The following is a 12,000-nucleotide window of genomic DNA, read 5'->3' on the forward strand; positions in this document are numbered from 1 at the left end:
CACGTGCACTCGAGGTGAAGTGCTTGCGCATCTGTGAGTGGCAGGAGCGTCCTGAGTGAGCACGTTGCGCGACGTGATCGCATGGTCACTGTCGGGCGATCTTGATGTTCGCGCTGCCCTGTTCCGGGGCCGCACCGCAATGCACAGCGTGGAGGCGGAGCACGTGATCGAACGAAACCGCTCCGAGATCGGGGCCCTCGTCGTGGACACACGGACAGGGCGTATCGGCGTGGTCATGGGCCATGAGGGGCCCTACGCCCAGCTCCGTCCGGTGAGCGGAGGCCGGGAATGGGATGCCCCGCCCGGATCACTGAGGGAGGCGACGGCGGCCGAGGGGATGAGCGCCAAGGTTGCTGTCGCCAACGGGCGGTGGGGTAAGTGAGCGTGAGATCCGAACTGCGCACGGTGACATGGACCTTGGAGCCGGACCGCGAGCCGGACGCAGAGCCGAGCACGTATGCGATGCAGTGCGCGGTGTGCGAGGAGACTTCGACGGCAAGCGTCGACTTCGGGGAGCCGCAGGAGTGGGTTCTCGCTCATGGCGCGGCTCATCCCTCGCACCACTCCTACCGGGAGGTCATCACCCGCCCCTGGCGCGCCTGGTGGCGACCGTGATCGCCCGGGCCCTGGGGTGGTTAGGGCGTCTGGCCGGCCCCCTACTGATCGTTCTGCTCTCCGGCGCGGTCGGCTTTGTCCTGGGCGTCACCCTGTCCGCGTCACCGCATCAACCCTGAACTCCCGCCCGTCCTCCGGACGTCCGTCACACTCCGGCTCCCCCACGGAGACGGCCCGGAGGACGGGCGGGGCACCACCCCTTGCCGACCGGCACTGTCGGCGGGCAGGGCGGCACGATGCAGCACTCTCTACACAAGGAGGCAGCGATGGATACGGAGTTGACGCACATGGCCGGTGGAGGCGGTGGAGGTGGCGGTGACCCGCTGCCGGGCGAACCGTGGCCGGTCCCACCGGAGCCGCCGTCTCCCGATGGCGGCCCCAAGGTGATTGCCTGACGTGGTGGTCACCTCTGAGCACGGGGAGGGGCGGTCCGAACTGGGCCGCCTGCTCCTCGCTTCCCAAGCCCTCACTTCGGACTGGGCACCTGCCCTGGCGGCCGTGCCCCGCTCCGAGTTCCTCCCCGACCTGATCTGGCCCTTCGACATGGACACCGGCCGCAGCATCGCGGTGCGCAGGACGGACGACCCGGTGGCCTGGCACCGCCACGCGAACGCCAACGAACCGATCGTGACCCAGTGGGACGACGGCAACCACGATGGTCCGGAACCCGGAAGGGTGGCGACCAGTTCGGCGAGCATGCCGAGCGTGGTGTTCTCGATGCTCCGCGACCTGGACGTCCACCCGGGCCAGCGAGCCCTGGAGATCGGCACGGGAACCGGCTGGAACGCTGCCCTTCTCGCTCACCGCATCGGAGCCGCCCAGGTGCACTCCGTGGAAGTCGACCCGGCAGTGGCGGCCACGGCCCGGAAGGCTCTCCACGCCTTCGGAATGCCGGTGGATGTGGCCTGCGGGGACGGCCTACTCGGGCATGCGCCGACGGCACCGTACGACAGGGTGATCGCCACGGTTGGCCTGCGCACTCTCCCGCACACCTGGGTGAACCAGACCCGCCCCGGCGGAGTGATCGTGGCTCCTTGGGGCACCGACTACGCTCGCCAGGACGCGGTGGTCCGCCTGGTCGTCTCCGAGGACGGAACGAGCGCCTCAGGCCGCTTCACCGGCCCCGTGGAGTTCATGAAGCTCCGCTCCCAACGTCGCCCGTGGCCCCGGCATAACGAGTACGTCCCCGCGGCTGGCGTCTCCGGCGGCGACATCTCCTCGACCCGGCTCGTCGAGGACGACTTCGTTCGGGAGACCTTCGACGCCCTGCGCTTCGTACTCGGGCTGCGCGTGCCGGACTGCCTGTGCGCGGTCGCCGAGAAACGCGAAGGAACCCGCCCGGTCTGGCTCTACGGACTCACAGACCGCTCCTGGGCCTGCGTCATCTTCCGCGACGGAGAACCTGAGTCCCGCGTGTACCAGGGCGGCTCTCGCCGACTGTGGGACGAGACGGAAGCGGCGTACGCCTGGTGGCAGACCCACGGTGAACCCGGCTATGACCGACTCGGCCTGACCGTCACCGCCGAGGAAACCCGCGCCTGGCTCGACGAACCTGCCGATTCCTGGACTGCTTGATCAGGTCCAGGTACCGGTCGCCCCTGCCGACTCTCAGTTTCTGTGGGCCGGCAGGGGCTTTCCTTGCGGATTAGTGCTCGGCAATCACGTTGACTGCTGCAATGCCGCGCGCTAGCGGTAGCTTCCCCGCCGACCCGTCAGGTTGGCGAGATCGCAGGTCGCCTTGCCGATCAGGCAGCTGAGATTGGCGTACTTCCGCTTGTAGACATTCGTGACTTTCCCATTGTTGTAGATGTAGATGTGATGGTTCGGCATAAGGCGGTGGTCGCCGGAACGGATCGTCCAGTTACCGCCTTGGGTCACTGTCATGGTCAGCGCGCCGTCGATGGCGCCCTTGACGCCGCCCAAGCCCTTGCAGAACGGGTTGGATGCATGGGTCACCATGCGGATGTCGACGCTGCTCCCGCTCGCTCCAAGCTTCTTGGCCTTCATCTGGCTGGCGCTGGCCTTCTTCTTCGCCACCAGCTTTCCAGTGCTCTTGCGGTAGACGTGGGTTGTCCCGATCGAGCCGCTTCCGGTCACGCTCTTGCGGTTCCAATTGATCAGGGCATTCAGCGCCGTTCGGTACTTGCTCGACTTCCAGTCGAAGCCGCGGCCGTCTCCACCGAACTGATAGCCACGCGTGTAGCTGCAGCCGGCAGGTGGAGCGTCGATCTTCTTCTGTGGGATGAAGGTTTGCCACGTGACGGTCGTCATCTTGGCCGCTGCTGCCGTCGTCGCCTGCTGGCGAGCGAGTCGGTCGACCTCCTGCAGCCTGGTCGAGCTGGGTGTGACAGCCCTCAAGCCCCATGTCTGTGCGCCGGCCGTGTCCCCGTCGAGGATGGGGATCACCTTGTACTGGTATTCCGTCGCCTCGTGGACATGGGTGTCCTCGAACAGGCGCTGGCCCGGCTCGGTGACCGCGATCTGGCGGTCGTCACGTGTGACCACGTACCGGGCGTCGGGCCGGTAGGGCTCCCAGGAGAGCGACACGCGGTTTGCCGCGTACTCGGCAGTGATTCCGTTCTGCGCGAGAGATGTGTCGTGGACTGCCGGCCCGCTGTGGGTCCTCACTGCTTGATAGCCCTGCTCGGCCATGACGCGTGTCATTGCCTGGTCAGCTGAACCGGAACTGTCCGGAGACGGAGGTGGGGACGCTGCTGCAGGGAGTGTGGCGGCCGCCACAAGTGTTGCCGCGACTAGAGGAAGGGCAGTGCGCGAACGAACCATGTCTCTCTAGGTGGGGGCGGAATCGCTGAGAACTCGGGCGTCAATTCGTTCTATTTCACCCGGCCCGCGTGAGGTGACATTATGGACAGCGCCCGCAATGCCGACCGGGTGCCACGCTGAGAGCGACCAGAAGATCGTCAGGGGACAGGATGAGCGCCGACGCCGCACGCCAATCTGCCGGACCGTACAGCGGGCTGTGCTTTTCGATCGGCCTGATCAGCCTGGTGGCCGCCGTCCTGGGCTTCGCCGGCGTTCCCGTGGTCATCATGCTGGCCCCGATCGGTGGGGGCATTGCCCTCGTCTACGGGGTGACTGGCTGGGCCAAGGGAGACGTGAACGCGCGATGCATCGTGGGCCTTATGGCCGGTGCCGTCTCACTGCTTGCCCCGCTGGCCATCCTTTTTTCTGTTGCCTCGCCCTGACGGGGTGGCCGTGGTGCCGCTCTGATCCCGCTTCGGAGCGTTGCCCTCCGCCACCACTCGCCCCAGCTCTCATCCCGTCCGCCCCTGAACCACGCCTGCTCGGCTCCGCCTGGGTCGACGGTGGACGGGATGAGAGCCCACCACGCTCACTTCAGTGTGCCCGCGGCCGGTGACGGCGCCCCCTCCATCCCGGTGCCGGCCGATCCCCGCCGGAGGCGCTGGCGTTGGGGCGCGATGCTCGACGTTCGGGAGATCACCGCACTTGGCGACGGCCTGGACTGCGAAGGCACCGGACAGGCCGAACCACTCAAAACCCTGCCCGTGCACCGGCACGTGAGGCAGATGGTCCGCACCGCCTGGGACCTCGGGGGCCTGCCCGAATTCGCGGACCTCAAGCTCTGCAAGTGGGCGCACATGCTCGGCTTCCGAGGCCACTTCTCCACCAAGTCCCGTGCCTACTCCACCACTCTCGGCGCATTGCGCGATGTCCGCCGTACCTGGCGCATCGCTCAGGCAGACGCCGCCCGCGCCCGAGCCGGCCATTCCGCACTCACACCTGACACCGTGCTCGTCACCGAGTCCTCCTGGGCCTACCTCACTTCTGGCTACTGCCCCGGCGAAGAACTCCTTGCCGCCCAGGTTCGTCACGAACGCGCGCAACGCGAACGTGCGAAGGCAGAGGGGGAGGAGTGGGCATGACGACCGCGATGCCATCTGCTGATCGCACGCCACTCACCTGCGACCGGGACACCGTCGACCAATGGATAGAGCGGTGCCTCGACGAAGCACCGCCCTTCTCAGATGCTCAGCTAAACCGCATGGGCCAGGTACTCGGCGTCGTACTCACTCGGAAGACGACCGCCACACTGGCCTGAGCTGCGTCACGTCGAAGGGCTTGCGGCCCTTCCCGCTCGGAGACGCGATCACGGCGTGCAGCGCGTCCTTGATCAGCGTCCTGCGCTGTGTGAGCGTCTTCCCCTTCCATTCCTGATCCACATCGGCGGTCGCGGCTTCGGCAGCGGCCGCCTTTGCGGCGTGCTCGCGCTGGTCTGCGCGCAACACCTTGACTCGCTCGTCCAGCGCGGGAAGGTTGCGGAAGAATGTCTCGTCGTCGATCTGCCCCGTCTGCCAGCGCTTCTCCAGCGCTCCTCGCCGGCGGACCGCCTCGTCGAGTTCCTCGTCCCGATTCCACGCCGGCACCTCTTCCGCCTGCGCCGCAGCATCCCGCTTCAACTTCGCCCGAACCAGTGCCTCGATGTGCTTGTCCGTCTCGTCGCCGCGCTTGTACGTCTTGTTGCAGCCGCCGTCCACGGTCTTCTTGCAGAAGTACGCGTGCTTGTACGAGACCCAGTCGTTCGCCTTGATCCCGATCATCTTGTTGTTGCAGACCGTGCCGTCCTCCAGCACATGGCCGCACCGGAGGATGCCGGTCAGCAGGTACTTGTGGACAAGACCACCGCGCGGCTGCCCCGTACCTCCGCCGCGCTTCCTGATCGTCGAGACAACCGCGAACCACTGCTTCGGTGTGACGATCGCGTCCCACTCGCCCACGATGGGCTGGCCATCCGCGTCGCGGACCAGCTCGCCCTTGATCTCGCGGTAGCCGCAGAGGCGAGCGTTCACGAGAACCTGCTTCACGGTCTGGTACTGGAACGGGTTGCCGCGGCTCGTGATGAACTCGGCTTCCTTCCATCGCGCGGTGATCTCACTGATCGAGGCGCCGGCGATCACGTCAGTCACAGCCTGCCGAACGGCCTCGGCCTCCTTCGGGCGCAGACTGACCTTGTCGTCGTCCCAGCCGAACGGCCGCCACGCCGACACCGACTGACCTCGAACAGCCCGGTTGTGGTGGCTCGTACGTGACCGGCGCTGCTTCTTCCGCGTCTCGGCGAGCGACATGGCCACTCCCACCAGACCCTTCACCTCGAACCCCTCGGCGTACAGGTCCTGCATGCCGTTCGAGTCGTGGTAAACGCGATCCGGGTGGGCGGTGAATGTACGGAGATAGCGTTCCCAGTCGCCGGGGCGCCGGTACAGCCGGTCGTCGTTGACGGCCATCACGCCGTGGACGGGGTAGCCCTCGGGTGTGTGGCCTGCTGCCAGGTCCTTCAGCATCTGCTCGAAGTCGTCTCGGATGACGTCTTCCTTGCTGGCGCTCTTGTCGTTGTCCGTGTACCGGTGGACGACCAGCCAACCGAACGCCTTCGCGTTCTCCGTCATCTCGCGGTGCTGGTCCTCGATGCCGTGGGCGTCCTTCGCTCGACCGTCGAAGGAGATACGGGCGTAGCAGACCACGCACTTCATGGACGGATTGGCTGCGAGCATGGCCTGAACCTCGGCCGGTGACGGCAGATCGGCCGGCGTGCCGCGCAGCCTGCTGACCACTTCGTCGCGTGCGGCCACGGGTCCCCCTCGGGTCGAGCTCTTATGCCTGTTCCGGGCGTCTCGGCGCGAACTTAGCATGTGCGTCCTTTGTTAATGTCCTGCTCGATGAAGATCTCGCAGGACATCCGCCGCGAGCACGGCTCGGCCAGGGCCGAGGTCGAGGCCGGCATGGAGCAGAAGTCGAAGGAGTTCGCCGCGAGCGGGAACCGCGTGTACCTGCCGCTCGCCGACTGAGCAGGACGGTACGGCCCCGGGCAGTGGCCCGGGGCCGTACCCGCCCGGGGACGGATCAGTCGGGCCGGTGCTCCGGACCGCCGAAGTCCGGGCTGGAGAAGTCCGGGCTCGAGTAGCCGGCGCGCTGGCCGGTGGCGGTGCCACCGCCGTCCGGGCTGCTGAAGCCCGGTCGGTTGTAGCCCAGTTGCGGCATGCGGCTCGTCTGGCCGCCGTGGCCGCCGCCCAGGGGCGTGCCGCCGTCGGGCGGACCGGCCAGGGCGTCCCGCAGGAACGGCAGGAGGCCCCGCTCCAGGAGCGCGTCGCCCCAGGCCTCTCTGGCCCGCTCCAGGGCCTCGTCGGCCTCGGCCGGGGTCCCGGCGCGCAGCGACGTCGAGCCGTTGCGCAGGGCCGCCAGGAGCAGGCAGACGGCCGCGACGAGGATGCCGGCCGCGGTGCACGCGCCGAAGATCCAGCCGGCCGTCAGCATGGTGTCGGCGAACTCCGGCGCCGGGTCGAGCATCTTCAGGATGTAGCCCACGAGCAGGAAGATCAGTGCGGCCGTGCCCGCGAGGACCGGGGCGAGGACGACGGCGACCGCGGCGACGCCCGGGCCCGTGGTCTCGGCGACGAGACCGATCGGGCCCGCGCTCTCGGCCATGGCGGAGCCGCCCTGCTCACGGGACGTACGGACGACGGGCCGCGGGGCGGTGCGCAGCTCCTCGCGGACCTTGACGTAGTGCTCGTACTCGGTGACGGCCGCCGTGTTGATGAGTGCGGCGGCGCCCAGCGCCATGGTGCGCAGCTGTTCGGCGTTGAGCGTCCGGCCGACTACGGCCGGATCCGGGTGGTCGGGTGCGGTACGCAGCGCCTCATCGAGGATCCGCTCGAACTCGGGGCGGTCCTCGTTCAGCAAATGCGGAGCGCTGTTCATGTGCATCCCCCGATGCTCCGTAGGGCTTGGTGACTCGCATGGGTGCGAGCCGTCGGGCAGAAACGGAGGGGAGCCTGCTACGGATAAGCCGATGGTAGAGCGGTCACGGCGCGCGGTGACAGGGGGTTTCCGGAAATTGGCCCGGGGGCCAGCCGAATCCTCCGCTTACCCGCCTGCCCGATCAATCCTCATTCATCCATGGGGAGTTGCTGGACCAGCAGCTTTCCGGCCATGGTCACGCCGCCGTCCATCGCGATGGCGAGGCCGCCCGCGTAGACGTGCGGGCCCTCGACGACGGGCCTGCTCTCCTCGCCGTCGGCGTCCTCGCCGCCGACCTCGCCGAGCAGGTACGGAATGGGGCTGTGCCCGTGGACCGCGCGCGAGCCGCCGTATGCGGCGAGCAGCTCACGGACCGCGCCGGGGCCGGACTCCTCGTCGCGGAAGGCGAAGCGCTTGGTGAACTTGCGGAACAGGTCCCAGCACTCGTCCGCGTCGTTGCGCGTGAGGGTCTCGCGGACCGTGTCGTTGACCGCCTCGATGGAGTCGCCGTAGTCGAGGTAGGCGGTGGTGTCGGAGTGCATGAGGAGGTGGTCGTCCTCGAGCTCGATCGCGTCGAGCCGGGACATCCACTGCAGGTGCACGTCCTGGAGGCGGTCCATGTCGGACTTCTGCCCGCCGTTGAGCAGCCAGGCCGCCTGGAAGGTGGCGGTGCCCGCGCCGGAGTTGACGGGGGCGTCGCCGAAGCGCTTGGCGCCGAGCAGCAGCAGCTCGTGGTTGCCCATGAGCGCCTTGCAGTAGCCGCCGGCGGCGGCGGCCTCGGCGGACAGGCGCATGACGAGGTCGATGACCCCGATCCCGTCGGGCCCGCGGTCGGTGAAGTCGCCGAGGAACCACAGGCGCGCGTTCCCCGCGGACCAGCTGCCCTCGGCGTCGACCAGGCCCTTCGCGTGCAGCGCGGCGAGCAGCTCGTCGAGGTAACCGTGCACGTCGCCGACGACGAACAGCGGACCGAGGCCCTCGGCCGGGGGGACCGGCGCGGGCTGCGGGACCTCGACCTGGACGGTGTCCCCACGGTTGATGACGGGGAGGTTCCGCTCGGTCGGGGTGTAGCCCTCCGGGTAGTCCTCGGCCTTCTCGCCGGGTACCGGGACGGGGCCGGGAACAGGGTCGGCGGGCACCGTGCTCGCCGGTACGTCGTGGACGTACGCGGGAACACGGAAGTCACGCAGCGTCTCCGTGCGCGCCGCGGATCCCTGACCTGCCCCCTGAGTCATCGACCCCTCCACCCTTGCGCCGCCTGTGCACCGGTTCGGACTGCCTGGTCGCAGCGGCCCGCGGTGTCGTGCGCCCATCATAGGAACGCCGCTCGGCCTGTGTGACGCACCAGGGGTGGTGAATCCGCGACGGGCGGCTGTTCCCCGTGCTTTTCTCCCGAATTGGTGTGGACTTTTCCTCTCGGTCATCGGGCGCACACCACGGGCGGGCGCCGGTCAGCCCTTGCCCGGGGAGCGGGGCGGGCTGACCGTGGTGCGGTGCGGCCGGCGCTGCGAGGAGGTGCGCACGATCAGTTCGGTCGGTATCACCTGCTCGACCGGCTGGTCGGACTCCAGTCCCTCGATGGCGTCGATCAGGAGCTGGACGACGGCCGTGCCGATGCGCCGGGGCTTCAGGGAGAGCGTCGTGATGGGCGGCTCGGTGTTCGCGTACATGGTGGACTCGCTGCAGCACACGAGCAGCAGGTCGTCCGGGACGCGCAGGCCGTAGCGGCGGGCCGCGGCGAGCAGGTCCGTGCCGTTGGGGTCGAAGAGACCGTAGACGGCGTCGGGGCGGTCGGGCCGGGCGAGCAGCCGGTCGGCCGCGACGGCGCCCGCGCAGGGGTCGTGGGCGGGATAGGACTCGTAGACCGGCTCCTGCCCGATCCGCTCGCACCAGCGCAGGTACGCGGACGTGGACAGGTGTGTGTAGGTGTCGGTGGTCGTGCCGGTGAGCAGGCCGATGCGGCGGGCGCCGGCCTCGGCGAGGTGGTCGAGGATGCCGAGGACGGCGGCCTCGTGGTCGTTGTCCACCCAGGCGGTGACGGGCAGGCTGCCCGCCGGCCGGCCGTCGGAGACGACGGGCAGGCCCTGGCGGACCAGCTCGCTGACGACCGGGTCCTGGTCGGAGGGGTCGATGACGACGGTGCCGTCGAGCGCGACGTTGGACCACACGTCGTGCCGGGAGGTCGCGGGCAGAATGACGAGGGCGTAGCCGCGGGCGAGCGCGGCCGAGGTCGCGGCTCTGGCCATCTCCGCGAAGTACGCGAATTCGGTGAAGGTGAAAGGTTCATCCCCGTACGTCGTCACGGTCAGGCCGATCAGGCCCGATTTGCCGGTACGGAGCGTGCGGGCGGCCGCGGAGGGGCGATAGCCCAACCGGTCGGCGACCTCGCGGACATGGCGTCGGGTGGCGTCGGGGAGCCGGCCCTTGCCGTTGAGCGCATCGGAGACAGTCGTGATGGAGACCCCGGCGGCGGCGGCAACATCTCTGATGCCTGCGCGTCCCTGCCGGGTGCCCCTGCGGGTCGTCTCCGCCCGGCTCACCTGGTGCTTCCCTGCTGCTGTCATGGCGAGCCGATATTAGGGCTCATACGGCTGCATGGCGTGGGCGCATATGCCGGAGTTGACAGGCACGTTTCTGCAAGGTGACACCCCGTCAATGACCTTTGAAGGCAAGGTCATTGCAGGGAATGGGCGCGATACCTCACTTGTCGGTCCGTGCGGGCCTGCCAAGTCGGCGATGTTGCGAACAGGTCTCAACTCACCTTCACGAGGGATGCGCGCCACGGAGTGAGCCACCGGCGCACGCCAGGGCGGCGCGCGCTCCCCCCTTCGCAGGCATGCCGGAGGGCCCGCCGCAGCCCGATCGCTCCGCCCCATTGGGGCGCAGGCCGAATCCTCTTAAGGTGTGCAGTATTGGAACGGTGCCCCTGAGGAGGACTGCGGTGAGCGAGACGAACCCCAAGCTGCGTGCCGAGCTGGCGGGGATCCCCGCCTACAAGCCGGGCAAGCCGGCGGCGGCCGGGGGCCCGGTGGCGTACAAGCTCTCCTCCAACGAGAACCCGTATCCGCCGCTCCCCGGCGTCATGGAGCAAGCGATCGCCGCGGCAGGCACGTTCAACCGGTACCCGGACATGGCCTGCACCGGTCTGATGAGCGAGCTGGCGGACCGTTTCGGCGTGCCCACGGCGCACCTGGCGACGGGTACCGGCTCGGTCGGCGTCGCGCAGCAGCTGCTCCAGGCGACCAGCGGCCCGGGCGACGAGGTGATCTACGCCTGGCGGTCCTTCGAGGCGTACCCGATCATCACGCAGATCAGCGGCGCGACGTCCGTGCAGGTGCCGCTCACCGGCGGCGAGGTGCACGACCTGGACGCGATGGCGGACGCCGTCACGGACCGCACGCGCCTCATCTTCGTCTGCAACCCCAACAACCCCACGGGCACCGTGGTGCGCCGGGCCGAGCTGGAGCGCTTCCTCGACCGGGTCCCCTCCGACGTGCTCGTCGTGCTGGACGAGGCGTACCGCGAGTTCATCCGCGACCCCGAGGTGCCGGACGGCGTGGAGATCTACCGGGACCGGCCCAACGTGGCGGTGCTGCGCACCTTCTCCAAGGCCTACGGGCTGGCCGGGCTGCGCGTGGGCTTCGCCGTCGCGCACGAGCCGGTGGCGGCGGCGCTGCGCAAGACGGCGGTGCCGTTCGGCGTGAGCCAGCTGGCGCAGGACGCGGCCGTGGCCTCTCTGCGTGCGGAGGACGAACTGCTCGGCCGGGTCGGCTCGCTGGTCGGCGAGCGCACCCGCGTGGTGGACGCGCTGCGCGAGCAGGGCTGGACGGTGCCCGAGACCCAGGCCAACTTCGTGTGGCTGCGACTGGGGGAGCGCACCCTGGACTTCGCGGCGGCGTGCGAGGCGGCCGGGGTCGTCGTGCGGCCCTTCGCCGGTGAGGGGATGCGGGCCACGATCGGGGAGACCGAGGCCAACGACATCTTCCTGCACGCGGCGGCGGCGTTCCGCAAGGAGCTGTAGGCCTCTCGGCCTCTGGCGCGGACGCCCCCGCGCGTCAGGCCAGTTCGACGCGGACCGGGTCGCCGCCGCGCACCGTCGCGAGCACCCGCGGGTCCCCGTCGAGCCGGCCGAGCAGGTTGCACGGGCTCGCGAGGCGGCACTCGTCGCCCCGCGAGATCGGCGTGGGCCCGTAGGGGAGGGCGAGGGCGTCGCCGTCGGTCCAGAAGGCGACCGTGCCGGGCTCGACGACCTGGCGGGCGCCGTCCTCGACGCGGGCGCTGAGGCCGGTGTCGAAGTAGACCTCCTCGCCCCAGGTCTGCGCGGTGGAGGTCAGCGGGAGCCTGCCGAGCAGCGCCCGGGAGGTCGGCGTGTCCTCGACGGTGGCCGTGGTGTGTCCGGCCGGCCAGGAGATGCGGATGCTGGTCTGAGGCTGTTCGGGCGTCGGCTGCATGCCGCGGATTCAACAATATGTTGAAGCGTACGGGAAGCCCCCTGCGCCGCCCCCTCGCTAAGGGGACCCCCCTTCGGATGCCGACAACCAGTACGACATAATGCTTGTGAATGTGAACGCGTTCACAAGCGTGTCCTGGTTCCTCCCGAAGTTTGTGGGA

The 12,000-nt window shown here is 69.0% G+C and carries 12 protein-coding genes and 1 pseudogene; 7 read left to right on the top strand and 6 right to left on the bottom strand.

Features of this window, described 5'->3' with window-relative positions:
• Positions 1-55 precede the first annotated feature (55 nt).
• The 3 genes from GTW43_RS04080 to GTW43_RS04090 all read left to right on the top strand — a co-directional run bounded on the left by GTW43_RS04080 (position 56) and on the right by GTW43_RS04090 (position 2,190).
• Positions 56-382, top strand: a complete 327-nt coding sequence (locus tag GTW43_RS04080; protein ID WP_237536396.1) for a hypothetical protein — start codon at positions 56-58, stop codon at positions 380-382.
• Positions 379-615, top strand: a complete 237-nt coding sequence (locus GTW43_RS37845) for a hypothetical protein (RefSeq protein WP_161300234.1) — start codon at positions 379-381, stop codon at positions 613-615. The genes GTW43_RS04080 and GTW43_RS37845 overlap by 4 nt, the downstream gene beginning before the upstream one ends.
• Positions 616-1,011: 396 nt before the next feature.
• Positions 1,012-2,190 (top strand): methyltransferase domain-containing protein, encoded by a 1,179-nt coding sequence (locus GTW43_RS04090; protein ID WP_343245897.1) that lies wholly within the window; start codon positions 1,012-1,014, stop codon positions 2,188-2,190.
• 111 nt (positions 2,191-2,301) lie between these two features.
• On the opposite strand, the gene GTW43_RS04095 is transcribed toward GTW43_RS04090, so the two are convergent.
• The gene (locus tag GTW43_RS04095; RefSeq protein ID WP_237536392.1) at positions 2,302-3,267 is read right to left on the bottom strand and encodes a hypothetical protein; all 966 of its coding nucleotides are present in this window, start codon (positions 3,265-3,267) and stop codon (positions 2,302-2,304) included.
• A 281-nt stretch (positions 3,268-3,548) separates the two neighbouring features.
• Here GTW43_RS04095 and GTW43_RS04100 point away from each other — a divergent pair, with 281 nt between their 5' ends.
• Positions 3,549-3,821, top strand: a complete 273-nt coding sequence (locus GTW43_RS04100) for a hypothetical protein (RefSeq protein ID WP_161300236.1) — start codon at positions 3,549-3,551, stop codon at positions 3,819-3,821.
• A gap of 225 nt (positions 3,822-4,046) precedes the next feature.
• Positions 4,047-4,520, top strand: a pseudogene (locus GTW43_RS04105) (replication initiator); the annotation flags it as partial.
• Positions 4,521-4,664: 144 nt separating this feature from the next.
• Here GTW43_RS04105 and GTW43_RS04110 read toward each other — a convergent pair.
• Entirely contained in the window at positions 4,665-6,224 is a 1,560-nt protein-coding gene (locus GTW43_RS04110; RefSeq protein WP_343245896.1) for a recombinase family protein, read from the bottom strand.
• Between the two features lie 87 nt (positions 6,225-6,311).
• Here GTW43_RS04110 and GTW43_RS38450 point away from each other — a divergent pair, with 87 nt between their 5' ends.
• Positions 6,312-6,440: a hypothetical protein gene (locus tag GTW43_RS38450; RefSeq protein WP_272922493.1), complete on the top strand. Its 129-nt coding sequence runs from the start codon at positions 6,312-6,314 to the stop codon at positions 6,438-6,440.
• Between the two features lie 55 nt (positions 6,441-6,495).
• On the opposite strand, the gene GTW43_RS04115 is transcribed toward GTW43_RS38450, so the two are convergent.
• The 3 genes from GTW43_RS04115 to GTW43_RS04125 all read right to left on the bottom strand — a co-directional run bounded on the left by GTW43_RS04115 (position 6,496) and on the right by GTW43_RS04125 (position 9,953).
• A complete protein-coding gene (locus GTW43_RS04115; protein ID WP_161300237.1) occupies positions 6,496-7,356 on the bottom strand; it encodes a hypothetical protein in 861 nt (286 codons plus the stop codon).
• A gap of 182 nt (positions 7,357-7,538) precedes the next feature.
• On the bottom strand, positions 7,539-8,624 hold the full coding sequence (locus tag GTW43_RS04120) for a metallophosphoesterase (RefSeq protein ID WP_161300238.1): 1,086 nt from the start codon (positions 8,622-8,624) through the stop codon (positions 7,539-7,541).
• 216 nt (positions 8,625-8,840) lie between these two features.
• Entirely contained in the window at positions 8,841-9,953 is a 1,113-nt protein-coding gene (locus GTW43_RS04125) for a LacI family DNA-binding transcriptional regulator (RefSeq protein WP_161300239.1), read from the bottom strand.
• Positions 9,954-10,330: 377 nt separating this feature from the next.
• On the opposite strand from GTW43_RS04125, the gene hisC reads away from it, so the two are divergent.
• A complete protein-coding gene (gene hisC / locus GTW43_RS04130; protein WP_161300240.1) occupies positions 10,331-11,410 on the top strand; it encodes a histidinol-phosphate transaminase in 1,080 nt (359 codons plus the stop codon).
• A 34-nt stretch (positions 11,411-11,444) separates the two neighbouring features.
• On the opposite strand, the gene GTW43_RS04135 is transcribed toward hisC, so the two are convergent.
• On the bottom strand, positions 11,445-11,840 hold the full coding sequence (locus tag GTW43_RS04135; protein WP_161300241.1) for a cyclophilin-like fold protein: 396 nt from the start codon (positions 11,838-11,840) through the stop codon (positions 11,445-11,447).
• Positions 11,841-12,000: the final 160 nt, after the last annotated feature.

This window comes from Streptomyces sp. SID5785, from assembly GCF_009870065.1.
Lineage (GTDB): Bacteria > Actinomycetota > Actinomycetes > Streptomycetales > Streptomycetaceae > Streptomyces.